Annotated in this window: 24 protein-coding genes; 9 read left to right on the top strand and 15 right to left on the bottom strand. The window is 41.4% G+C overall.

All coding sequences use genetic code 11. The features are described 5' to 3' along the window. The first annotated feature begins 9 nt into the window (after window positions 1-9). From CYG50_RS20715 to CYG50_RS20690, 6 genes are all read left to right on the top strand, one after another. Window positions 10-534, top strand: a complete 525-nt coding sequence (locus CYG50_RS20715) for a fimbrial protein (protein WP_102138830.1) — start codon at window positions 10-12, stop codon at window positions 532-534. 13 nt (window positions 535-547) lie between these two features. After that, entirely contained in the window at window positions 548-1,045 is a 498-nt protein-coding gene (locus CYG50_RS20710; RefSeq protein ID WP_166265995.1) for a fimbrial protein, read from the top strand. A gap of 44 nt (window positions 1,046-1,089) precedes the next feature. Further along, window positions 1,090-1,386, top strand: coding sequence for a helix-turn-helix domain-containing protein (locus CYG50_RS20705; RefSeq protein WP_102138829.1), 297 nt, complete (start codon window positions 1,090-1,092; stop codon window positions 1,384-1,386). Beyond that, complete coding sequence (locus tag CYG50_RS20700) at window positions 1,383-2,369, top strand: fimbrial protein (protein ID WP_102138828.1); 987 nt, start codon at window positions 1,383-1,385, stop codon at window positions 2,367-2,369. The genes CYG50_RS20705 and CYG50_RS20700 overlap by 4 nt, the downstream gene beginning before the upstream one ends. Window positions 2,370-2,557: 188 nt before the next feature. Beyond that, on the top strand, window positions 2,558-2,779 hold the full coding sequence (locus CYG50_RS20695) for a helix-turn-helix domain-containing protein (protein WP_102138827.1): 222 nt from the start codon (window positions 2,558-2,560) through the stop codon (window positions 2,777-2,779). 97 nt (window positions 2,780-2,876) lie between these two features. After that, on the top strand, window positions 2,877-3,164 hold the full coding sequence (locus CYG50_RS20690) for a helix-turn-helix domain-containing protein (RefSeq protein ID WP_102138826.1): 288 nt from the start codon (window positions 2,877-2,879) through the stop codon (window positions 3,162-3,164). 78 nt (window positions 3,165-3,242) lie between these two features. Here CYG50_RS20690 and CYG50_RS20685 read toward each other — a convergent pair whose 3' ends face one another. Next, window positions 3,243-4,124 (bottom strand): LysR family transcriptional regulator, encoded by an 882-nt coding sequence (locus CYG50_RS20685; RefSeq protein ID WP_102138825.1) that lies wholly within the window; start codon window positions 4,122-4,124, stop codon window positions 3,243-3,245. 182 nt (window positions 4,125-4,306) lie between these two features. Here CYG50_RS20685 and ampC point away from each other — a divergent pair, with 182 nt between their 5' ends. Continuing rightward, on the top strand, window positions 4,307-5,449 hold the full coding sequence (gene ampC / locus CYG50_RS20680; RefSeq protein ID WP_232368217.1) for a class C beta-lactamase: 1,143 nt from the start codon (window positions 4,307-4,309) through the stop codon (window positions 5,447-5,449). A 175-nt stretch (window positions 5,450-5,624) separates the two neighbouring features. Here ampC and hemN read toward each other — a convergent pair whose 3' ends face one another. The 14 genes from hemN to greB form a co-directional block, all read right to left on the bottom strand. Beyond that, entirely contained in the window at window positions 5,625-6,998 is a 1,374-nt protein-coding gene (hemN, locus tag CYG50_RS20675) for an oxygen-independent coproporphyrinogen III oxidase (protein ID WP_102138824.1), read from the bottom strand. 207 nt (window positions 6,999-7,205) lie between these two features. Then, window positions 7,206-7,721, bottom strand: a complete 516-nt coding sequence (gene yihI / locus CYG50_RS20670; protein ID WP_102138823.1) for a Der GTPase-activating protein YihI — start codon at window positions 7,719-7,721, stop codon at window positions 7,206-7,208. Window positions 7,722-8,077: 356 nt separating this feature from the next. Next, window positions 8,078-9,412, bottom strand: coding sequence for an NCS2 family permease (locus CYG50_RS20665; RefSeq protein ID WP_102138822.1), 1,335 nt, complete (start codon window positions 9,410-9,412; stop codon window positions 8,078-8,080). A gap of 185 nt (window positions 9,413-9,597) precedes the next feature. Beyond that, a complete protein-coding gene (locus CYG50_RS20660) occupies window positions 9,598-10,350 on the bottom strand; it encodes an amino acid ABC transporter permease (protein WP_102138821.1) in 753 nt (250 codons plus the stop codon). Between the two features lies 1 nt (window position 10,351). Beyond that, window positions 10,352-11,104, bottom strand: coding sequence for an amino acid ABC transporter permease (locus CYG50_RS20655; protein WP_102138820.1), 753 nt, complete (start codon window positions 11,102-11,104; stop codon window positions 10,352-10,354). A gap of 110 nt (window positions 11,105-11,214) precedes the next feature. Continuing rightward, window positions 11,215-12,054, bottom strand: coding sequence for an ABC transporter substrate-binding protein (locus CYG50_RS20650; protein ID WP_102138819.1), 840 nt, complete (start codon window positions 12,052-12,054; stop codon window positions 11,215-11,217). A gap of 339 nt (window positions 12,055-12,393) precedes the next feature. After that, the gene (phoU, locus tag CYG50_RS20645; RefSeq protein ID WP_102138818.1) at window positions 12,394-13,110 is read right to left on the bottom strand and encodes a phosphate signaling complex protein PhoU; all 717 of its coding nucleotides are present in this window, start codon (window positions 13,108-13,110) and stop codon (window positions 12,394-12,396) included. A gap of 13 nt (window positions 13,111-13,123) precedes the next feature. Beyond that, window positions 13,124-13,900 (bottom strand): phosphate ABC transporter ATP-binding protein PstB, encoded by a 777-nt coding sequence (gene pstB / locus CYG50_RS20640; protein ID WP_004262838.1) that lies wholly within the window; start codon window positions 13,898-13,900, stop codon window positions 13,124-13,126. Between the two features lie 38 nt (window positions 13,901-13,938). Then, window positions 13,939-14,820 carry a phosphate ABC transporter permease PstA gene (pstA, locus tag CYG50_RS20635; protein WP_036958603.1) on the bottom strand — a complete coding sequence of 294 codons (882 nt, stop codon included), beginning with the start codon at window positions 14,818-14,820 and terminating at the stop codon, window positions 13,939-13,941. 1 nt (window position 14,821) lies between these two features. Next, a complete protein-coding gene (gene pstC / locus CYG50_RS20630; RefSeq protein ID WP_004262847.1) occupies window positions 14,822-15,778 on the bottom strand; it encodes a phosphate ABC transporter permease PstC in 957 nt (318 codons plus the stop codon). Window positions 15,779-15,908: 130 nt separating this feature from the next. Then, entirely contained in the window at window positions 15,909-16,952 is a 1,044-nt protein-coding gene (pstS, locus tag CYG50_RS20625) for a phosphate ABC transporter substrate-binding protein PstS (RefSeq protein WP_102138817.1), read from the bottom strand. 473 nt (window positions 16,953-17,425) lie between these two features. Then, the gene (gene envZ / locus CYG50_RS20620; protein WP_102138816.1) at window positions 17,426-18,757 is read right to left on the bottom strand and encodes a two-component system sensor histidine kinase EnvZ; all 1,332 of its coding nucleotides are present in this window, start codon (window positions 18,755-18,757) and stop codon (window positions 17,426-17,428) included. Further along, on the bottom strand, window positions 18,754-19,473 hold the full coding sequence (gene ompR / locus CYG50_RS20615) for an osmolarity response regulator transcription factor OmpR (RefSeq protein ID WP_004266122.1): 720 nt from the start codon (window positions 19,471-19,473) through the stop codon (window positions 18,754-18,756). The genes envZ and ompR overlap by 4 nt, the downstream gene beginning before the upstream one ends. A gap of 116 nt (window positions 19,474-19,589) precedes the next feature. After that, on the bottom strand, window positions 19,590-20,075 hold the full coding sequence (greB, locus tag CYG50_RS20610; protein WP_102138815.1) for a transcription elongation factor GreB: 486 nt from the start codon (window positions 20,073-20,075) through the stop codon (window positions 19,590-19,592). Window positions 20,076-20,258: 183 nt separating this feature from the next. Here greB and CYG50_RS20605 point away from each other — a divergent pair, with 183 nt between their 5' ends. Both CYG50_RS20605 and feoA read left to right on the top strand, forming a co-directional pair. Next, window positions 20,259-22,589 carry a Tex family protein gene (locus CYG50_RS20605; protein WP_102138814.1) on the top strand — a complete coding sequence of 777 codons (2,331 nt, stop codon included), beginning with the start codon at window positions 20,259-20,261 and terminating at the stop codon, window positions 22,587-22,589. 341 nt (window positions 22,590-22,930) lie between these two features. Continuing rightward, window positions 22,931-23,161, top strand: a complete 231-nt coding sequence (gene feoA, locus CYG50_RS20600) for a ferrous iron transporter A (protein WP_004262866.1) — start codon at window positions 22,931-22,933, stop codon at window positions 23,159-23,161. Window positions 23,162-23,183: the final 22 nt, after the last annotated feature.

Here is a 23,183-nt window from a genome sequence, read left to right as displayed (position 1 = left end):
GAATAAAAAATGAAAAAAATATCTAAAAATTTACTTTTACTTAGTAGCTTAATATTCAGTGGAAATTTATTTGCTGCTAGCACAGTGACATTGAATTTTACCGGAAATATTAGAGCCGCAACTTGCAATATTACCGGTGGGAATAACATTGATATTGACCTGAAAAATATTTCTGCTGATGTATTTCGTAATGCAAGTTCAGGTTCTAACTGGAACACATTTAATATCAGCTTAAATAATTGTTCATCTTTTATTAACCAAGTAAAACTGACATTTACAGGAACCGCGGATACTGCGGATACTGCGGATGCAGCCAGCTTATACAAAAACCAAGGTACGGCTAAAAACCTAGCTGTTCAACTACAAAATGGTAATGGAACAACCGCTTTAGGTAACCAAAAAGTATTACAAGTTCCGACAAATGGGCAAGCGAATATTAATATTCCATTACGCACACGTGCCTTTAGCTCATTAGGTAATGCCACTCCGGGAACTATTTCCGCCAATATTACGGCAACCATTACCTATTTATAAAAGAGAGAATAATATGAGACATTTTATCCTATTACTATCACTAATGAGCTGTTCTTTAACTGCATTTGGGCTAACAGCAAATATTAAAGTGCATGGCGTCGTTATCGCAGCGCCTTGTGAGGTTGAAAAAAATAACTATTTAATCGATTTGAAAAAAATTAATATTTGGAATATCAAAGATACGCAAAAGTCTCCGTGGGTTGATTTTTCCGTGAAGCTAAAAAATTGCCCTGTCGGCACCACCAAAGCTGTAATGAAAATATCCGGCACACCAGACTCAACAGTAACTGAACATTTTATTAATAATGGTACGGCGAAAAATGTGGCATTAAATTTAGCCAATACCGCCAATAAAACAACAATAAAAAATGGCGATACCATTACCGCGAATGTGAATACTCAAACGCGAAATGTTGAAATCCCACTATCAGCACGAGTCTCGGGTTATGGAAGTGGTATGGTTGCAGGTTCATTTAAAAGCCATTTAGAATTTACATTTACATATCAGTAAGTAAGTTTGTTTTGATTATATCAGTTTTAATAGGGGAAAGCGGTATGCCTAATTACTATCCTATATCAAAAATAATTGGCAATAAAATCACCTATTACCGAAAAATGAAAGGCATGACATTAGAAAATTTATCTAATATCGTGGGTGTAAGTGAACAACAACAGTCACGCTATGAACGTGGTATTAATCGAATTAATATTGATAGGCTTTATCATTACTCTAAGATATTTGAAATTGATATTATGGCTTTTTTTATTTTCAATTCTAAGGAGATCAATGAGATTGAGCATTCAGAAGAAAGACATTTAATAAAAAAAGTAAATGTTAAGGATATTTTATGACTAAAAAGAAAACTTTACTTGTAATAATAGGCTCGGCTTTTGCTTATTCTGCATATACACAAGCAGCCTGTATTCAAAATCCTAATTTACGGAATGTTGTGGTGAATGTACCGGCAAGAACCTATTCACTGCAATATGATGATACAGGGGCTCGTGATTTAGCCACTATTCAAGTCAATTTTAAGAGCTCACATATCAATACATATTCAGGCCCAATGAGTAATGGCCGGTGTGGTGATGCCTATTTACATGCTGACTATGTGAATGGTTGGGTACCAAACGGTAATAAAATTGCAACCAGTAATATACCGGGTATTAGCATCCAAGTAAAAGCAACCGAAATTGGTTTCTTAAATACACGTTATGGGCCACCAACAGGTGCCAACCCTGCCGCTTGGGGAATTCCTAATCCATATTGGACCATCACCATTAAAAAAACTGGGCAAGTCACACAAGGTGGAAATTTAAAGGCAGGGCATGTGGGAAGACTAACACAACGTAACCCCGCACCACATAACAGTACGTGGAATTTAACATCGTTGAATATTCCAGCAGGTGCTATCAAAATTAATGTATTAAAGTGCTCAACAAAAGCAAATAGTTACAATGTTAACTTAGGAACTTGGTATGACACTCAATTTAAATCTGTGGGCTCTACCAGTAATAGTGTCAATATACCCATTACATTAAGCTGCGCTGCGGGCACCAATCTAAAAGTGACAGTCACAAGTAGTGCTGGGTATGTTGATACCAATACAGGGAAGATTAAATTGTCTGGGCAAGGGCAAGCGACCGGAGTCGCTATCCAATTATTGGATAGAAACAGTAACCCGATAAAGCTCAATTCAAAGTTCACTTTGCAAAACAATGTTGCAGGTGGCGATTATATTTTTAATTGGAAAGCTAGATATATTAAAACTGCTAATAATATAACTGCAGGAACTGCAAACTCAACAGCGTCGGTTAACATAAGATATGAATAAATAGCATTCAACATTCATCATAAAAAGATATTAATTTATTTATAATTTGATTTTTATTGCTAACATCGAAAAATATCATCGAACAATTGATAAATAGCAAATTTACTATTTTATTAAAATGGTTAAGATAGAGAAGTAATCTTTCATAGTGTTTATTTAGAAATAAAAAGATAACTATAGGAGTATACATGCCTTATTCAGTATCTTACCTAATTGGCAAAAAAATACTTTTTTATCGGAAAACGAATGGACTTTCAGTTAATGAATTATCCGAGGTTATTGGCATCAGCCCACAACAGCAGTCACGATATGAAAGAGGCGTGAATAGAATTACTTTAGATAGATTGTTCCAATATGCAACGTATTTTGAGATTGATATTAAAAAATTCTTTCAGTCTCATGACATTTAATGAATAAATTAAGTAGTAATACCAACACTAAAAAATTACATTAAAAATATTTAATTATATTCCATTGCAATATTTAAAATAAATTAGAGAGAGAATCATGAAACGAAAAATATCTAAATCCGTCGGTTTAAAAATAAGATCATTAAGAGAAAGTCACGGAATGAGTGGTAAAGAGTTAAGCATGTTGTTAGGTATTAGCCAACAGCACCAATCACGCTATGAAAATGGTGAAGTTAATATTCATGTCGATACCATTTACCAATTGGCACAAATATTTAATGTTTCGCCAATCTATTTCTTTACTGAAACCATTACGAATATTAATAGTACTGAACTCCCTATTAATAAAAAGAATTATTTCTCTGCTGAAGCTTTGGTATTCTAACAGCTAAATATGAGCATTATAATATGCCAATAGATTAAATATCGGTGCTATTTCTATTTATAGCATAGCACCGAATTATTATTCTTTTTTAGACTCCTCCACCAACCAATTGCGAAATATCGCCATCACTGGTGTCATGACTCTCGACTTTAAACGGCTTAACCAATATCCACCCAGTGTTACAGATACATCAAAAGGTTGAACTAACTCCCCTGCACTTAATTCATGGCTAAACATGCAACTTGGCACCAATGCCACGCTGTCAGTTAATAACGCAGCCTCAACCATTAAACGTGATGAATCAAATACTGGGCCTTTGACACGCCAAGGTTCAATCTCCGCAGCTAAAAACCATTTTTCCCATTCATCTTTACGATATGAACGCATTAACTGGTGGGATTTTAAATCTAATGGGTGATTAAGTAAGCTCGCGACTTTCTCTGAACAAAGCACCGTATGCGCTGTTGAAAATAAGGGGATATTTTCTACCAGGGGCCATAGCCCTTCACCAAAGCGAATCGCAAAATCAACGCCTTCAGCGGCTAAATTCACCACATTATTATGAGTCATAATGCGTAAATCAATATAAGGGTATAGTTCTGAAAATTGCGTTAGTCTTGGCAATAACCAGCCCACAGCAAATGTGCCAACAACTGAAATACTTAAGGTTTCTCGATAATGATCATCTTCAAACTGCAACAATAGTGACTCAATTTGGTCAAAAGAGCGGCTCAAAACAGGCAATAATGCAAAACCTTCTTCAGTTAATGCAAGCCCTCGAGGTAAACGAATAAATAGTTCTAGTCCCAATTGCTCCTCTAACAGCCTAACTTGTTGGCTGACAGCGGCCTGAGTAACATTCAATTCTATTCCTGCTCGCGTAAAGCTTAAATGCCGTGCTGAAGCTTCAAAAGCCCTAAGCGCATTGAGAGGAAGCCGATGACGATAATTTTCTGCCATAAGATTTTCTTTTACCTCATCGAATTTTATATCGTTTTAAATAATGATTGAAAGCATGCATACTACTTTGAAATCGCGGTTTAACCGCCTAATAGCCTATATTAAAGCACTTTATATTTACAATGAAGCGCTTTCAGTTCCTGTTAGCAATAACTTAAACTTGTACTTATTGGAATAACTCTATGAAAACCCTTTTTCGTCAGGGGCGAATTTTTGTCGCTCTGAGTTTGGCGTTAACCACGCTATCCGCTAATGCATTCACTCAAAAGGATGTGGATGACATTATTAAACCTCTGATGGAACAAAAACAGATCCCTGGAATGTCTGTCGCCATTTCCGTTGATGGAAAACACTATATTTATCATTATGGTGTGCAATCTAAGCAAAGCTTAGTGCCTGTCAGTGATAAGACTTTATTTGAGATTGGCTCTTTATCTAAAACATTCACAGCCACACTCGCAGCCTATGCACAAAACCAAGGAAAACTCGATTTCTCGCAAAAGGTAAGCCACTATCTTCCTGAATTAAAAGGGTCTGCTTTTGACCAAATCACAGTAATGAACTTGGCAACTCACACTTCGGGTTTATCGTTATTTGTGCCTGATAGCATTACGAATTCAGCGGAATTATTCCGTTATTACCAGCAATGGCAACCTGAAAAAGCTATTGGACAATATCGCTCTTACTCAAATCTTGGCGTGGGATTACTCGGCATCGTTACGGCTAAACAACTCAAAATGCCATTTGAACAAGCGATGGAAAAACTGATGCTGCCTGCGCTTGGGCTGAAACATACCTATATTCATGTCCCTAAAAATCAACAGAAAAATTATGCTCAAGGCTATAATAAGAACAATCAACCCGTTCGTGTAACACCACAAATTTTAGATGCTGAATCTTATGGTTTGAAATCTAACGCTAAAGATCTAATTCGCTTCTTAGATATTAATATGCAAACAAAGAAAGTCGCTAAATCGTGGCAGGAAGCCATAGAGAACACGCATGCTGGGTTCTATATGACCGATTCATTTGTGCAAGATATGATGTGGGAAAGTTATTCATGGCCTGTATCCATTTCTCAATTACAGCAAGGTAACCGAGATGAAATGGCATTACAGCCACAAAAGGTCGAAGCGATTACACCAGCGCTACCGCCAGAAACACAAGCTTTCTACAACAAAACCGGCTCAACCAATGGCTTTGCAACCTATGCGGCATTTATTCCTGAAGACCGAATTGCGGTTGTGATTTTGTCCAACAAATGGTATCCCATCCCTGATCGCATCAGTGCGGCTTATCAGCTAATCGAAAAAGCGAAATACTAGCCCCCGCAGAAGATGCTGAATGTGGAATAACGCTATAACGAATATTTAATACTCAAAATAGTTCGTTCTGCCGCTAGGCGGCAAGAGAAGCTAAGCCCTAGGAGCATACATAAAGTATGTGACTAGGGTTAGCGAACGCAGCCAACAACGCGACAGGGCGAAATATGAAGAGTATTTAGATGACACGGGAAAACTGCCGCTGCCTCATCTGATTCCGTAAATAAACATCAAAACACATACAAACATTCCGAATAAGTAAACGCCCTTGAGGCGTAACTTTAATACCTTTGTCTGTCATTTCGACCAACCCATCTTCTGCCATTGGCTTCAATAACTCTAAATCCTCTTTAAAATAGGATTTAAAATCAATTGGATAGATTGCTTCAATTTGGGCAAAATCCAATTGGAAGTTACAGATTAAAATTTTGATGACATCACGGCGTAGGCAATCGTCATCGGTTAAAACGAGGCCACGCCACAGCGCTTGGCCTTTCTCTTCAACTTGCGCATAATAGGTTTTCAAATCTTTCTGATTTTGCGCGTAGTTATCACCTAACATACTGATTGCAGAAACGCCTAGCCCCAGCAAATCACAGTCGCCTTGAGTTGTATATCCTTGGAAATTACGGTGTAGAACCCCTTCCCGTTGTGCCACGGCAAGCTCATCTTCAGGGCGAGCAAAGTGGTCCATACCAATAAATTGATAGCCATCTCTGGTGAGGGTCGCGATTGTGTCTTGCAAAATATCGAGTTTTTGCTCTGCGCTCGGTAAGTCTTCATCTTTAATTTTACGCTGCGCTGCAAATAAATTAGGTAAGTGTGCATAATTGAACACACTTAAGCGATCTGGTGATAATTCAGCCACTTTTTTTAGGGTAAACGCAAAGCTTTCAGGGGTTTGCTTAGGTAAACCATAAATTAAATCAATACTCGTTGAGGAAAACCCCGTCTCTTTAGCCCGTTTAATTAGGGAAAAAATAAATTCTTCATCCTGTTCACGGTTAACCAGCACCTGAACCTCTTTATTAAAATCCTGAACGCCCATGCTTAGGCGGTTAAACCCTTCATGGCGCAGATGGTCTATCATATCCAGTTCAATTTCACGCGGGTCGATTTCAATCGACATTTCCACATCATCCGCAAAATTAAAGTGTTTTTTCAATAAACCAACTAAATGACTAACTTGGACTTTATCGAGATAAGTTGGAGTACCACCGCCCCAATGCATTTGAGTCACAATGCGGTCTTTTAATAAAGCGGCTCGTTGGATAATTTCTTTTTCAATTACTTTAAGGTATTCATCAGCTTTATGTTTTTGGCGTGTCACTAATTTATTACAGCCACAGAAATAACAAAGCTTATGGCAAAAAGGGATGTGGACATAGAGCGATAAAGGTCGATTGGGATAACGTTTTGTTGCTTGAACAAACGCATTCTCATCGTAGTCTTGGTTGAATTCCAAGGCTGTAGGATACGAGGTATAACGAGGCCCTGAATAATTGTATTTTTGAATGAGAGAAAGATCCCAAACAATATTTTGCTCTGACATAACATTCCTCAATTGACCAAAAGCTCAAACCATAATAACGGGTTGCACCTTATTTAATTGTTATTTGGTGAGTGTGAAAGTTTCACAACTTAAATAATATTATAAAGTATGTTAGCGAAAAGAGATTTGATACAACATCAAAGAAAAGTGAGTTAGCAGAAAAAATAGCTAAATCCCCCGCTAGCACGAGGGATCTTTTAAACGAAATTATTTACTTTTTAAGATGCGCATAATGTCATCAAGTTTTTCTTCGTCTTCTTCCTCTTCTTCTTCGCTATATTCAATACCGAGAATATTCATCAATTCATCAATGCGATCTAAACAGGTATCAACATACTGCTGCTCTTGTGCTGTGATGGTTTCGCCATCTTCCAGACGCGCTAAAATGCTATCTAAACGATCATCGCTTTCCAGCATTTCCAGCTCTTTTTCTGGCGTCAATTTTTCTTTGACAGTCGGCTGTTTTTTCTCAACCACAGGTTTCGTGGCCTGTTTTTCATCCACAATTAAAGGCACAGGCTTTTTGCTACCTAAACGAGGGTCGGTTGAACCATTTTGCCCACCATTTTGCTTGTTAGATGCTTGTTCTACATAACGGCTACCGGATTTATGACCACGATGTTTTTTCTCGCGTTTACGCTCACGGCCTTCCGCATTAATTTCTTCTTTGGTTTTACGGTATTTTTTCTTTGGCTTAGCAGCCGGTTTTTTTGGTGCATTCATGGTCTGATACCTTGATAAAGTCAGTTTCTGCTGCGAAATCTAGCAGGATCCCATAAAGGGGGAAAGCACTAGTTTGCAATTTCAGCGGATTTTTTATCCCACCCTGCCTTCGCAACAGTACTTTATTGATTATACCTTAAATAATTTTTGTTGCATGCAAGTAACAAGACGGGAAAGCCATCTGAAGGGGGATTAATCTTCCAAGTGGTTTTATAGAGAGCCATCTTGAGAAATATTCTAAATAATTCAAGTTGTGGCTAGGCGTCAATCGAGGTTATCTCGGGGAGCATACATAAGTATGTGACCCGAGTAGCCGAGTGAAGACAACAACGCCACAGCTTGAAGTATGACGAATATTAGGCGTCGACGAGCACCATTTTTAGTAGGAACATCGCCGCCACTAAAATCACACACAGACCCAGGTCACGCCAGCGTCCGGTACCAATTTTCATTGCACAGTACGCAATAAAGCCTAGCGCAATACCTTCTGTGATTGAGAAACTAAATGGCATCATCACAGCGGTAATGAATGCGGGTACAGACTCGGTTAAGTCATCCCACTTCACGCGAGTTAAGCTTGAAGTCATCAGCACGCCCACGTAAATCAAGGCACCCGCAGTAGCATAAGCTGGAACCATGCCTGCAAGAGGTGAGATAAACATGGTCAATAGGAATAAAACACCAACGACAATCGCAGTTAAACCTGTGCGCCCACCGACAGAAACACCAGAAGAACTTTCGATATATGCAGTGACAGAAGAGGTCCCCATCGCTGAACCTGCGACAGAACTCAAGCTGTCCACATATAACGCTTGTTTCATTCGTGGGAAAGTCCCGCGTTCATTCGTAATACCCGCTTTGTCAGTCACACCTATCATGGTGCCTGATGAGTCAAACAAGTTAACTAACATAAAGGCAAAAATCACACCGGATAGCGCTAAGTCTAAAGAGCCAGAGAAATCAACTTGCCCCACAACGCTCGTGATACTCGGCGGCATTGAGAATATCCCAGAATATTTCACATCCCCTAGAGCTAGGCCAATCAATGTTGTCACTGCAATAGAAACTAATACCGCGGCATGAATATTGCGTGCGGCAAGAATAGCGATAATAAAGAAACCGAGTGCTCCCAGCCAAACATTATGGTGGGTTAAGTTACCGATAGAAACTAACGTGTCCGGGTTCGCAACAATAATACCGGAATTTTTCAGCCCCATCATGGCAATAAATAAACCGATACCGCTGGTAATACCAACGCGTAGGCTAAGAGGAATATTGGCGATAATCCAATAACGAATGCGAAATAGCGTCAGAATAAATAACCCGACAGCTCCCCAGAATACCGCGCCCATCGCGATTTCCCATGAGTACCCCATCGCTCCAACAACAACAAAAGCAAAGAAGGCATTCAGCCCCATGGCTGGCGCAACAGCAATAGGTAAATTCGCCAGTAATCCCATCAAAATACTGCCAATAGCCGCAATCAAACAGGTAGTGACAAATACCGCTTTGATATCCATTCCTGCAACTGAGAGAATTTGAGGGTTAACGAAGACAATATAGACCATCGTTAAGAAGGTAGTGAAGCCAGCAACAACCTCAGTTCTTGCTGTGGTGCCATGTTCTTGTAATTTAAAAACACGCTGAAACAAGCCCTGCGGTTGTGCCGAGCTAGAAGATTGATTACTCATTAGATATCGCGCCCAAAAAAAGTTTTTTTCGCCCTATACTACAATTAAAAATCACAAAAGAAAACGATTGCGTAAACTGTAATGGGCAAAAATGTCCTAACTAACTGATACACTTGAGTGAAATAATAAAAGAATTGATGGTAACTAATAGAAGAAGTGGTGGTTATTTCACCACCACGTTTAATTTAAGACAGTGCTAATAGTTTTTGTCGACGCCAAAACAATAAACGATGTTTCGCTGCCAGTTTCTGAGGCTGATGTTGCGCACTAAGCCTTTTCGCCACCCTATTTGCAATAATTTCTACCGCAAAGCACATCACAAAATAAATAAATGCGACGAATAAGAAAACTTCAAGAGGATAAACCATTTCACGGTTATTCACTTGTGTCGCCAAAAATGACAGCTCAGCGACCCCAACAATATAAGCCAATGAGGTATCTTTAATTAATGCCACCCACTGGTTAATAAATGACGGAACCATCATACGTAAAGCCTGTGGTAATACGATATTCCACAATACCTGCCAGCGGCTAAACCCCAAGGACATCCCGGCTTGCCACTGCCCTTTACCTATCGCTAAAATACCCGCTTTCACGGCATGAGCCAAATATGCAGAGGTAATCAATGCCAATGCACATACAACTGTCGCTATCCCAGGAATTTCCGTGCCCAATAACATCGGCAACAAGAAATAGGTCCAAAAAATCAGCATAATTACTGGAAATGCACGGAAAAAACCTAATACTGCAGCGAATAGGTTAACCCAAAAACCTCGCAGCATGGCTAATGCAATCCCCCCCAATGTACCTAATACAATAGAAGCTGCACCTGCAAGCAAGCTAATGACTAACGTCAGTGCTGCGCCTTCTAATGGGCCATCCGGGAAAGTGCCAAATAACAAATATTGCCAGTTCTGCTCAATAATCGAAAAATCCATCTTATACCCCCTGAGCCAAATTACGCTGCTGGCGCCACTGGCCCCAACCTTCCATCACTGCAATAATGGCAATATACAAAACGGTTGCCACGCCAAAGGCTGCGAAGGTTTGTAATGTCTGGCTATCTACTTGGCGAGAAACATAAGACAGTTCCGCTACACCTATTGCCATTGTTAATGATGAATTTTTCACCACATTCATATATTGGCCTAGTAGCGGAGGCATAGCGATTTTTACTGCTTGCGGTAATACCACCAGTTTCATGGCCTGCCATGAAGTTAGCCCTAATGCAAATGCCGCATATTTTTGCCCCTGACGAACACCGCGGATCCCTGCTCGAATTTCTTCAGCGATAAATGGCACGGTATACAGGGTCAAACCAATAAAGCCCGCTAAAAATTCAAATGACGGCCAACCCACTGTTATTCCAAGTAAATGGATTTCATGGGGGGTATTGAGCCACTCCATCGCAGCAGTAGGTAAAATTTCACCGGAAGCGAAGTACCAAAAGAATAACTGCACCAACAAAGGTGTATTTCTGAAAATAGAGATATAGATACTCACGGCCCAACGCACAGGAGCAATTTGGCTATCCTTTGCTGATGCAACGATAAAACCCAATACAGTGGCTGCAACAATGGTACAAATCGAGATCCAAACAGTGATCAAAAAGCCGTAGCCAAACCACTCTAGATACTGCGGCGCTAGTAAATGAGCAGACCAAAAATCACCATTTAAAAATTTTTCAAACATTGTTCACGACCTATTGCCTTCACCGCTTGTGATTAAAAACTCATCCCTTATAACCAAGAACCCCACACAGAGTGCGGGGCTTCAACTCACTGAGTACTTACGGTTACCCATTAAGACTGTGGCTGTTGCTCACTCAGTGGCGCGAATTTAAAGTCTCCGCGTGGTTGTGCTGCTTTAGTATCTGGCCCAAACCAACGGTTATAGATCACCTCGGCTTTACCGTCTTTTTCCAGTTTCAGCAGTGTTTCGTTGACGTTTTCAACCAAACGAGTTTCACCTTTGCTTGCTGCCAATGCTTGGTATTCTTTTGTTAGGCTAAATGGAGAGATTTCAAAGTCTGCCTTCACTTTTTCAGGTAAATTACCTAGTAAGCCAACCAATTTGGCATCATCTTGAGTGATAGCTTGAACGTTACCATTACGCAGTGCCGCGAACGCTTGCGGGGTATCGTCATAAGAAATCACTTTTGTGTCAGGGAAACGTTCACGTAAAGTGACTTCCTGCACAGTGCCTTTATCTGCGCCAATACGCAGTGGTTTGATGTCATCAGGTGTTTTTAATACGCCTTTACGGGCAATAAATTTTTGGCCTGTCGCAAAATCAGGAATAGAAAAATCAACTTGTTTTGCGCGTTCATCTGTAATGGTGAAGTTAGCACCGATTAGGTCAACTTTACCTGAAGTCAGGAGTGGAATACGGTTTGCTGGGTTAGTGGGGCGAAGCTCTAGTTTCACACCTAGGCCATCTGCTATTTCTTGTGCAATATCAATATCATAACCCGCTAATTTTTTAGTTTGTGGGTCAATAAAACCAAATGGTGGGTTACTATCAAATACCGAAATACGGATCACACCCGCTTGTTTGATATCATCTAATTTATCTGCGCTAGCGACATTCGCTGTCAGCGCTAAACCTGTAAGTAAAACAGTCGTTAGAATACGAGCTTTCATTGAACACCCCTGACGGTAAATTTTTGTAAATCGACCATCACAAGCTATCAACTATTGCTTAGCACTTGAAATAATATTAAATAATATATTTATATCAAAATGGAATATAAGACCAAACAAAAAAGGGCCACCTTGATAACAAAGTGCCCCAAACATGGTTAAACCATCAATAGACTCTTATTGAGCAAGAAGAAAGTCGGTAGAAGAACGTGTTAGAGTATTCATCGTAATAAATAGGCTATCGAATACATTAACCTCATTCATCAATACTCTAAATTGTTCGTGTTGTGGCTAGCCGAGCGAAGCCAACACCGCCACAGCACGAAATATGACGAGCATTTAATCGTCTTTAGTCAACATTTTTTCGAGACTATCTCCCCCCACATGACGGAAATCCTGCCCCTTCACATAGTAGAAAATAAACTCACAGATATTTTGGCAACGGTCACCGATACGCTCAATTGAACGAGCGCAGAACAGTGCTGTTAGTACACTCGGGATCGTCCGTGGGTCTTCCATCATATAAGTCATCAATTGGCGCACGATGCCCTCATACTCTTGGTCAACTTTCTCATCTTCACGATAGATACGAATAGCTTCTTCGAGATCCATTCGTGCGAATGCATCTAATACATCATGTAGCATTTGTACTGTGTGACGGCCTAATGATTCTAAACTCACTAACAGAGGCTGATGTTGATGAGAGAATTTTTCCAATGCGGTTTGGCAAATTTTGTCTGCAACATCGCCGATTCTTTCCAGCTCAGCAATGGTTTTTGAAATAGCCATAATCAGACGCAAATCACTCGCTGTTGGTTGGCGCTTCGCGATGATTTTAACGCATTCTTCATCAATGGCCACTTCCATCATATTGACTTTATGGTCATTTTCGATAACTTCACGTGCTAGGGCTTCATCCTGATTATGCATGGCAGTAATGGCTTTGGTAAGCTGCTCTTCGACCAGTCCTCCCATCGTCATCAATTCAGTATGGATATGTTCCAGTTCAGCATTGAACTGCCCCGATATATGTTTGTTGTGATTCAGCGTATCCATCGTCGGCTCCATATCAACCGTAGCGGCCAGTAATATAATCTTCAGTTTGCTTCATTTCTGGGGTAGTAAACATTTTGTCAGTATGGTTAAACTCGACTAACTCCCCTAGATACATGAAAGCCGTATAGTCAGAACAGCGTGCTGCTTGTTGCATATTATGGGTAACAATGACCACGGTGTATTCTGACTTTAATTCACTAATTAGTTCTTCAATTCGACCGGTTGAAATTGGGTCAAGGGCAGAACAAGGCTCATCTAACAATAAAACCTCTGGGCGAATAGCAATACCACGAGCAATACAGAGACGCTGTTGCTGCCCACCCGACAAGCTATAACCACTTTGGTGTAGCTTATCTTTGGTTTCATTCCATAATGCAGCCTTTGTTAACGCCCACTGCACGCGTTCGTCCATTTCCACACGGGATAACTTTTCAAATAAACGCACACCAAATGCAATATTATCGTAGATTGACATCGGAAATGGTGTTGGTTTTTGGAATACCATACCGACTTTTGCACGTAACAGCGCGATATCTTGTTTATCAGTCAGGATATTTTGGCCATCCAGTAAAATTTCACCTTCTGCGCGCTGCTCGCCATACAGTTCATACATTTTATTGAAGGTACGCAATAGCGTCGATTTACCACAGCCTGATGGGCCGATAAACGCAGTTACTTTATTTTTTTCAATGTCTAAAGAGATATTTTTCAGTGCGTGAAACTTGCCATAATAGAAGTTGAGGTCACGGACTTTAATTTTACTGTTTGCAATATCGTTTGCATTAATCATGGTTTGCTTTTCTCTCTAAATCTTTATTTATCTGGTGCTTAGTGTTTTTTCTGTGCGAACACAACACGTGCAATGATGTTAATGAGCAGGACACATAGGGTAATTAACAGAACCCCTGCCCATGCAAGCTCTTGCCATTCAGAGAACGGGCTCATTGCAAATTTGAAGATTGTCACTGGTAAGTTAGCGATGGGTTCGCTCATATCTGTACTCCAGAACTGATTTGACAGTGAAGTAAACAGAAGCGGTGCGGTTTCCCCTGCTATACGCGCAATTGCAAGTAAGATCCCAGTGATAATCCCTGACACCGACGCTTTTAACGTAATAGATAAAATCATTTTCCATTTTGGTGTGCCAAGTGCATAAGCGGCTTCACGCAAGCTATCTGGAACTAGTTTCAACATGTTTTCAGTAGTTCGGATAACAATTGGAATTTGCAGCAATGCAAGCGCCACAACCCCAGCCCAACCCGAGAAGTGCTGCATTTGAGCAACCACAATGGTGTACACAAACAACCCGACAACGATAGATGGAGCTGATAATAAAATGTCATTAATAAAGCGGGTAACTGAAGCTAACCATGACTTACGGCCATACTCTGCTAAATAAATTCCCGCTAAAATCCCTAAAGGCGTACCAATAACTGTCGCCCATAAGATTAATAAACCACTTCCTACGATGGCATTTGCCAACCCGCCACCTTCCGTATTCGGTGGTGGAGTCATTTCAGTAAACAGATTGAGGGACATGCCATCAATCCCTTTAGTGACAGTAGAAAACAAAATCCACACTAACCAGAACAAGCCGAAAGCCATGGTTAACATTGAAACAAATAGAGCCATTCTGTTAACTTGGCGGCGCCACGCTTGACGGCGTGCTCGTTCTTTTTCATTCACTGCGATAGGTTGAGATATCGACATATTAACGGCCCTCATTCTTCGCAAGACGCATGACCATCAACTTGGAAATTGCTAACACAATGAAAGTGATAACAAACAGGATAAGTCCAAGCTCCATCAAGGCCGAGGTATGTAAACCGCTCTCTGCTTCCGCAAACTCATTTGCGAGTGCCGAGGTGATACTGTTACCAGGCATAAACAGTGATGCGCTATCAAGTTGGTAAGTATTACCAATCACGAAAGTCACCGCCATGGTTTCACCCAGCGCACGACCAAGGCCCAACATCACACCACCAATGACCCCATTACGGGTATACGGCAACACGATATTCCAAATCACTTCCCACGTTGTACAGCCAATCCCGTAGGCTGACTCTTTCATCATCACAGGTGTTTGTTCAAATACATCGCGCATCACTGACGCAATATAAGGAATAATCATAATCGCGAGGATAATCCCCGCTGCTAAAATACCGATCCCGAATGCAGGCCCTGAAAATAATTCACCGACAATCGGCACACTCGACATCACATTACCAACTGGTTCTTGGAAATATTCTGCAAACAGGGGTGCAAAGACAAATAACCCCCACATCCCATAAACAATACTTGGGATAGCAGCAAGAAGTTCAATCGCGATACCAAGAGGACGTTTTAACCAATTAGGCGCCAGCTCTGTTAGGAATAACGCTATACCAAAACTAACGGGAACGGCGATAATCAGAGCGATTAACGATGTAACGATAGTGCCGTAAATAGGCACAAGGGCACCGAATTCTTCCGCTGGAGCATCCCACTCTTTGGTCCATAAAAACGAAAACCCAAACTTTTGCATACTTGGCCAAGATGCAAAAATAAGGGAAATAATAATGCCTCCGAGCATTAACAAAGTGATGAGCGCGGCAATCTTTACCAGTGCACTAAAAATCACATCACCTGATTTGCTGGGAGCTCTAAATGCCGTTGTTTTCTCGGCCATGCGCTTTGTTCTCATTTCATTCCTGCTCTTTTTCACAGGATTGCGTTACAACGATGAGCGGGTAAGCCCTGTTCCTCAGCACTTACCCGCCATTTCCAACCCTAAGTGCACTTAGAAAACCTAAGCTCACCTAGAATAATGCTTTACCTTGGCTATCTTTAACTTCTGTTTTCCATGCTGCACGTACTGCGGTCACGACTTCTTGAGGTAGAATTGCGTAATCTAATGCTTCCGCTTGTTTACCACCTTTATCATAAGCCCAGTTGAAGAAGTCAAGAACTGCTTTGCCTTTTTCCGCATTCGCTTGCTGCTTGTGAACTAAGATGAATGTGGTTGAAGTAATCGGCCATGCATTCGCGCCATCACGGTTTGTTAAATCTTGAGCAAAAGATTTAGACCAGTCAACTTTCTTCGCTGCTGCGCTGAAACTTTCACCCGTTGGTGAAACCGCTTCGCCATCGGCAGAGATTAATTTAGTATACGCAAGGTTGTTCTGTTTTGCGTAAGCATATTCAACATAACCGATAGAACCTGGTAGACGCTGTACGAAAGCGGCAACGCCATCATTTCCTTTACCGCCTACGCTATTTTTCGGCCAGTTAACGGTTGAACCTGCACCAACGTCTGATTTCCAGCTTGCGCTGACTTTAGCGAGGTAGCTTGTGAATACGAATGTGGTACCCGAACCGTCAGAGCGTCTAACGACTGCGATAGCTTGGTCTGGCAAGCTAACATTTGGGTTCAATTTAGCGATTGCTGGGTCATTCCATTTAGTGATTTTGCCTAAATAGATGTCACCTAATGTGTTGCCATCTAAAGTCAGTTGCCCTGACTCAATACCTTTTACATTGACAGCCAGTACCACACCACCGATAACAGTAGGGAATTGGAACAAGCCATCCTCTTTTAATTTTTCATCAGTCAATGGGGCATCGGATGCACCGAAATCAACTGTTTTTGCATTAATTTGTTTGACACCACCAGAAGAACCAATCCCCTGATAGTTTACTTTATTAGCTGTTTCTTTCTGATAAGAGTCTGCCCACTTCGCATAAACAGGAGCAGGGAAGGTCGCGCCAGCTCCGGTCAGGCTGGTAGCAGCAAAAGAAGACATTGCGGTCAGAGATAAAGTTGCTGCCATTACGCTTGCTAAGGTGGTACGCGTCATTTTCATAATCCCTCCGGGGATGTATAGAAACAATCAAGTATAAAATTGTTGGGTGTATGTCACGGTAGGAAAAATAGGACAATTTAGTTACGACAACATGTCGTTTTTATGACAGTTTTATGACAATTGCTGATTTTTTCACTGGAGAGAAAACAAAAACGAAGGGAAGTGAATCTTTATATTATAAAATTCAAATAGTTAAAAAATTTCAGTTTCAACACTGATACCAAAAAGAAAAATGACAGACTGTCATAAAAGCGAAAATTTTTTTACCCTGCAACCATAAAATAATACTCAAAACAATTTGTGTTGCCGCCAACAACGCTGCGGCGCAAAGTGTGAAGAGTAGAAAGATAGCTCTAAATAGTTCAAGTTGTAGGTAGGCGCCAAACGAAGATATCCCTAGGAGCATACACAAGTATGTGACTAGGGTAGTTGAGTGTAGGCAACACCCCTACAGCTTGAAATATGACGAGATATCAGTCTTCTTTTTCTTTAAGAGGGAGAAGAGCCCTAATCGCAAACCCACCACGCTCACTCTTATGGATCTCAATACTCCCTTCGTGGGCATCAACAATTCGGCGAATAATCGCCAGTCCTAGCCCTGTTCCTTTGTTGCTACGGGCTTTTTCACCTTGCACAAATGGCTGGAACAGACGATGAATATCTTCTTCCTTGATACCTGCTCCGTCATCTTCGACTTGGAACCAAACTGAGTCTTCCGTTTTACCACTACTGACCTTGATCCAGCCATTACCATAGCGGTAGGCATTCACAATCATATTGGTAATCGCGCGTTTAATTGCTAATGGGTTACCATTAACAATCATTGAGCCAGGCTCAAGTGCGGTTTCAATTTCGCCTACGACGTTGCTTTCTGAATTCACTGCTTCCATCAAGATAGCGTTAAGGTCACAGAATTCCATATCCATTTCTTGACCCGTTTTCAGGTAAGACATGAATTGGCCGATGATCGCATCACACTCTTCAATATCTTTATTAATGGATTCTGCCAGGTAGCTATCTTCTGGGCTCATCATTTCTGTTGCTAAACGAATACGGGTTAAGGGGGTTCTTAGGTCATGGCTTACCCCTGCCATTAAGACAGTTCGGTCATTTTCTAAGGTTTTAATCCCTGCTGCCATGTGGTTAAAAGACCGAATAGCGGCCCTGACCTCGGTGGCACCTTTTTCCTGCATTGGGGGTAAGACAAACCCCTTACCAACTTCTCCGGCGTGGTATTCTAATTCAAGTAATGGCTTGTTTTGGTAACGTATATACAACCATACCCCCGCAAAAATGGTGAGAAAAATCGTTAATGTATAGCGAAAAACAAGGGAGAACTGGTTTTGCCCAATTTCAGTCAGTGGAACTCGCACCCAAATATCAGGTGCAAGATAAGACGTTAACCATAGAATGGGGTACTCTCGGCCTAATTCGAGGTGAACACTTGCCTTGCCACCAATATATTCCGACATATGTTCGCTTAGGAAATCATACTCTTTTGCCCAATTCAGCCCTTCTTCCATCGCTGCTGAGTGTGCATAAAAGGTGATCCCTAATTCATTGTAGATTTTCTTACGCAACGCGGGAGATACCCGCACTGAGGTTCCATCTTGTAGGACCATTTTCTCTGTCATTAATGTTCTTACTTCGTATGCCAGCACCTTATTGAACTGCTGTAAGCTAGGCATCACAACAAAATTCAACACAACCATATAGCTGGTTACGAGGCTCGCAAACAGTAAGGCTACAAATAAAAATAACGAGCGAGAAAATGTACTACGCCTTGAGAACCTCAGTCGCTTCATGCTTTACTTCCATCCGGAACAAACACATAACCCAATCCCCAAACCGTCTGAATATAACGAGGATGTGCTGGGTCTTCTTCAACCATGCGACGCAAACGTGAGATCTGAACATCAATAGAACGTTCCATCGCACTGTATTCACGGCCTCGCGCTAAGCTCATTAGCTTGTCACGCGACAGCGGTTCCCTTGGATAAGAAACTAATACTTTTAACACCGCGAATTCACCGCTAGTTAACGGCATATTTTCATCACCTTGAAACATTTCTCGCGTCCCAAGATTTAATTTGAATTTACCAAAGGTAATTATCGCATCATCTTGAGATGGCGCGCCCGGTAATTCATTAGCTTGACGACGTAATACCGCACGAATACGAGCTAGCAATTCCCGTGGATTAAAAGGTTTTGGAATATAGTCGTCCGCACCGATTTCTAAGCCGACGATACGATCCACTTCTTCGCCTTTCGCTGTCACCATAATAATTGGAATTGGGTTATTTTGACTACGTAAGCGACGACAAATTGATAAGCCATCTTCGCCCGGCAGCATTAAATCTAAGACGATCAGGTGAATAGATTCCCTCGTCAGGATTCTGTCCATCTGTTCAGCGTTTGCAGCACTTCTTACCTGAAAACCCTGCTCAGTGAGGTAGCGTTCCAGCAGCGCACGTAAACGCATATCATCATCGACGACAAGAACCTTATAACTTTCCTGCATTTTGTAGCCCTCAAGATGTGCATCTTTCAAATTATTTTTTTAATGAATGTAAGTAAAACAATATTAATGCTCACTAATTTACCACTAACATGGGATTTAATGAATCATTTTACACTTCAGACGGTTAGTGGCTTGTAGCTTATTTCTAATACAAAATAAGTCACCTGCCCTCCCGGCGTATTTACTGTTATTTCATCATCAACCTGTTTACCTATCAAGGCTCGCGCTACGGGAGAATCAATTGAAATCCATTGTTTCGTAGGGTTGAATTCATCAGCACCGACGATACGGAATATTCTGATATTTTCATTTTCATCTTCTAGTTTAACCCATGCGCCAAAAAACACACGGCCTTCTTGGCGAGGATCAGGCTCGATAATCCTTAACTGATCTAACCTTTTAGATAAAAAACGGATGCGTCTATCAATTTCACGCAACCTTTTTTTGCCGTAAATATATTCTGCATTTTCTGAGCGATCCCCTTGAGCTGCGGCCTCTGAAACAGATTGAGTCACCCGAGGGCGTTCATCCTTCCACAGGTATTTCAATTCTTTATCTAACGCATCCCAACCTTCACGTGTAATTAAAAGACTTTTAGTCATAACCTTCAAATATTAGCCAATGGAGCCCATAATTATAATATTTTATAGAACATAATCTGAGACTTTCCTACCAATAGGCTCAAATTCAGTCTGGAAATTCTCGTTACCACCAAGTATAACAGTGCAATAAATTTTTAACTGTTCTTCCAGTAGGTATTTAAACAGTAGGTATTGAAACTCGACATGAATGAAACTCTAAGCCAAATTATTGCAGCGGAACTGCAAGCCCAGCCGAAACAAGTTTTTTCTGCCATCACGCTATTAGATGAAGGAAATACTGTCCCGTTTATTGCGCGTTACCGTAAAGAGGTTACCGGTGGGTTGGACGATACTCAGCTTCGCCAGCTAGAAAGCCGTTTAGGGTACTTGCGCGAATTGAATGACCGTAAGCAAACCATCCTCAAGTCGATAGAAGAACAAGGTAAATTGACACCAGAGCTTGCCTCCGCTATCAACACAACGCTCAATAAAACCGAACTTGAAGACCTGTATCTTCCTTATAAACCAAAACGTCGCACCCGCGGGCAAATCGCTATTGAAGCAGGGCTCGAGCCTTTAGCGGATACCCTGTGGAATGACCCAAGCCAGTCACCTGATGAACTCGCAAAAACCTATATCGATGCAGATAAAGGTGTGGCGGATGTTAAAGCCGCTTTAGATGGTGCTCGCTATATCCTTATGGAGCGTTTCGCCGAAGATGCAACTCTTTTAGCGAAAGTTCGCGACTATATTTGGAAAAATGCCCACCTTGTTTCTGTTGTTGCTGAAGGTAAGCAAGAAGAAGGGGTAAAATTTAGTGACTACTTTGAACATCACGAACCCGTTGCTCAGGTTCCTTCTCACCGAGCCCTTGCAATGTTCCGTGGTCGTAACGAAGGGATTTTACAGCTTTCATTAAACTGCGACCCTCAGTTTGATGAACCACCAAAAGAAAGTTACTGCGAAGAAATTATCACCCGCCATTTAGATATTCGTTTAAATAATGCTCCTGCTGACCAATGGCGTAAAGCCGTGATCAGCTGGACATGGCGTGTCAAAGTATTACTGCACTTAGAAACAGAAGTCATGAGCTCACTGCGCGAAAAAGCTGAAGAGGAAGCTATTAACGTGTTTGCTCGTAACCTCAGTGACTTACTGATGGCGGCTCCAGCGGGAATGCGTGCCACCATGGGCTTAGACCCTGGCTTGCGTACTGGCGTGAAAGTTGCTGTCGTGGATGCAACAGGTAAATTAATTGCAACGGATACGATTTATCCACATACCGGACAAGCCGCAAAAGCGGCAACCATCGTTGCGGCACTTTGCCAAAAACATAACGTCGAATTAGTGGCGATTGGTAACGGTACAGCTTCTCGTGAAACGGAACGTTTCTTTGCTGAAGTCCAAAAACAGTACCCTGAAGTCACTGCTCAGAAAGTTATTGTCAGCGAAGCTGGCGCTTCTGTTTATTCCGCTTCTGAACTTGCGGCTTTGGAATTCCCAAGCTTAGATGTGTCTTTACGTGGTGCCGTATCTATTGCTCGTCGCCTACAAGACCCGTTGGCTGAATTAGTGAAAATTGACCCTAAATCCATTGGGGTTGGCCAATATCAGCATGATGTCAGCCAAACACAATTAGCGCGTAAACTCGATGCAGTTGTCGAAGACTGTGTAAACTCCGTTGGTGTTGACTTAAATACCGCTTCCGTTGCCTTACTGACTCGCGTTGCCGGTTTAAGCAAAATGATTGCGCAAAACGTGGTGGATTGGCGCGACCAGAATGGCCAATTTAGTGATAGAAAACAGTTGCTCAAAGTTGCACGCCTTGGGCCAAAAGCCTTTGAACAGTGTGCGGGCTTCTTGCGTATCACCAATGGTGAAAACCCGTTAGATGCTTCTACTGTTCACCCTGAAGCTTACCCGATTGTTGAAAAAATTCTTGAGTCTGTCCGCCAGCCACTCAAAGAAATTATGGGCAACTCACAGGTGCTTAATACCTTGAGCCCACGTGACTTTACCACTGAGCAATTCGGGGTTCCAACTGTCACCGATATCATTAAAGAACTGGAAAAACCGGGTCGTGACCCACGCCCTGAGTTTAAAACTGCCACCTTTGCCGAAGGTGTAGAAACCATGAAAGACTTGACTTCTGGCATGATCTTAGAAGGCGCAGTCACCAATGTAACCAACTTCGGCGCTTTTGTGGATATTGGTGTTCACCAAGACGGTTTAGTTCATATTTCTTCACTTTCAAATAGTTATGTCGAAGACCCACACAAGGTAGTAAAAGCGGGCGACATTGTGAAAGTCAAAGTGTTAGATGTGGATATTGCACGCAAACGTATTGCGTTAACGATGCGTTTAGATGAACAAGCGGGTGATTCTAACAGTGCCCCTCGCCGTGCAGCCCCTGAACAGGACAAAAATGCGCGTAAGGCGCCTCAATCAAGAGGTAACTCACGCCAAAACAGCGCATCTTCAAGTAACAGCGCCATGAGTGATGCCCTTGCCGCGGCATTCGGTAAGAAACGTTAACTTTCTTTATGGGCATCGCAATGTACCTATTGTGATGCCCATTTCAATAAATAATGCTGTGATTGATTAGTTCAAACAATATATTGGGTATAATTCAGCCATCCCCCCTTCACTGACTCCACCATTAATTTCGCTAGCGGAACACCGTAAACTCAATGCTTCGTTGATCCATATCAAGTCAAATTGACGAAAAAAGAGGCTAAATATAACAAAAGGTGGATGATTATGATTCTCATTGTTAATTAGATTTATTTTTGTTTGGCGACTTTATTACCTGAGCAATTGCACTCTTTAACAATTGTCATCGATATCATTATTAATTAAATGATTAGGAAGACACTATGGCAATACTTCCTCAATGCAGTTACAAAATACTTGGCTTCTCTCCAGAGATTAGTCCTGCATACCGACAAAAACTGCTCTCACTTGGTTTACTTCCGGGTTCTGTCTTTAAAGTGGTGCGCTTAGCGCCTTTTGGTGATCCTGTTCAAATAGAAACTCATCGTGTCAGCTTAGTACTACGCAAAAAGGATCTTGCCCTACTCAACTTAGATGAAGCGACCACCGCTTAAGTATTTCTTTTTTTATTATTGG

This window comes from Providencia huaxiensis, assembly GCF_002843235.3.
Taxonomy (GTDB): domain Bacteria; phylum Pseudomonadota; class Gammaproteobacteria; order Enterobacterales; family Enterobacteriaceae; genus Providencia; species Providencia huaxiensis.
The sequence above is the reverse complement of the archived record's forward strand: the minus strand, read 5'-3'. Positions and strand labels throughout refer to the sequence as shown.

Bases quoted from the DNA above. Each gene is read 5' to 3' on its own strand.
- CYG50_RS20650 (WP_102138819.1), bottom strand. From the start codon at position 12,054: ATGAAAGCTCGTATTCTAACGACTGTTTTACTTACAGGTTTAGCGCTG.
- CYG50_RS20715 (WP_102138830.1), top strand. From the start codon at position 10: ATGAAAAAAATATCTAAAAATTTACTTTTACTTAGTAGCTTAATATTC.
- CYG50_RS20655 (WP_102138820.1), bottom strand. From the start codon at position 11,104: ATGTTTGAAAAATTTTTAAATGGTGATTTTTGGTCTGCTCATTTACTA.
- ompR (WP_004266122.1), bottom strand. From the start codon at position 19,473: ATGCAGGAAAGTTATAAGGTTCTTGTCGTCGATGATGATATGCGTTTA.
- hemN (WP_102138824.1), bottom strand. From the start codon at position 6,998: ATGTCAGAGCAAAATATTGTTTGGGATCTTTCTCTCATTCAAAAATAC.
- pstS (WP_102138817.1), bottom strand. From the start codon at position 16,952: ATGAAAATGACGCGTACCACCTTAGCAAGCGTAATGGCAGCAACTTTA.
- CYG50_RS20665 (WP_102138822.1), bottom strand. From the start codon at position 9,412: ATGAGTAATCAATCTTCTAGCTCGGCACAACCGCAGGGCTTGTTTCAG.
- CYG50_RS20700 (WP_102138828.1), top strand. From the start codon at position 1,383: ATGACTAAAAAGAAAACTTTACTTGTAATAATAGGCTCGGCTTTTGCT.
- yihI (WP_102138823.1), bottom strand. From the start codon at position 7,721: ATGAATGCACCAAAAAAACCGGCTGCTAAGCCAAAGAAAAAATACCGT.
- envZ (WP_102138816.1), bottom strand. From the start codon at position 18,757: ATGAAGCGACTGAGGTTCTCAAGGCGTAGTACATTTTCTCGCTCGTTA.
- phoU (WP_102138818.1), bottom strand. From the start codon at position 13,110: ATGGATACGCTGAATCACAACAAACATATATCGGGGCAGTTCAATGCT.
- greB (WP_102138815.1), bottom strand. From the start codon at position 20,075: ATGACTAAAAGTCTTTTAATTACACGTGAAGGTTGGGATGCGTTAGAT.
- pstA (WP_036958603.1), bottom strand. From the start codon at position 14,820: ATGTCGATATCTCAACCTATCGCAGTGAATGAAAAAGAACGAGCACGC.
- pstB (WP_004262838.1), bottom strand. From the start codon at position 13,900: ATGATTAATGCAAACGATATTGCAAACAGTAAAATTAAAGTCCGTGAC.
- pstC (WP_004262847.1), bottom strand. From the start codon at position 15,778: ATGGCCGAGAAAACAACGGCATTTAGAGCTCCCAGCAAATCAGGTGAT.
- CYG50_RS20705 (WP_102138829.1), top strand. From the start codon at position 1,090: ATGCCTAATTACTATCCTATATCAAAAATAATTGGCAATAAAATCACC.
- CYG50_RS20710 (WP_166265995.1), top strand. From the start codon at position 548: ATGAGACATTTTATCCTATTACTATCACTAATGAGCTGTTCTTTAACT.
- CYG50_RS20695 (WP_102138827.1), top strand. From the start codon at position 2,558: ATGCCTTATTCAGTATCTTACCTAATTGGCAAAAAAATACTTTTTTAT.
- CYG50_RS20690 (WP_102138826.1), top strand. From the start codon at position 2,877: ATGAAACGAAAAATATCTAAATCCGTCGGTTTAAAAATAAGATCATTA.
- CYG50_RS20605 (WP_102138814.1), top strand. From the start codon at position 20,259: ATGAATGAAACTCTAAGCCAAATTATTGCAGCGGAACTGCAAGCCCAG.
- CYG50_RS20685 (WP_102138825.1), bottom strand. From the start codon at position 4,124: ATGGCAGAAAATTATCGTCATCGGCTTCCTCTCAATGCGCTTAGGGCT.
- feoA (WP_004262866.1), top strand. From the start codon at position 22,931: ATGGCAATACTTCCTCAATGCAGTTACAAAATACTTGGCTTCTCTCCA.
- CYG50_RS20660 (WP_102138821.1), bottom strand. From the start codon at position 10,350: ATGGATTTTTCGATTATTGAGCAGAACTGGCAATATTTGTTATTTGGC.
- ampC (WP_232368217.1), top strand. From the start codon at position 4,307: ATGAAAACCCTTTTTCGTCAGGGGCGAATTTTTGTCGCTCTGAGTTTG.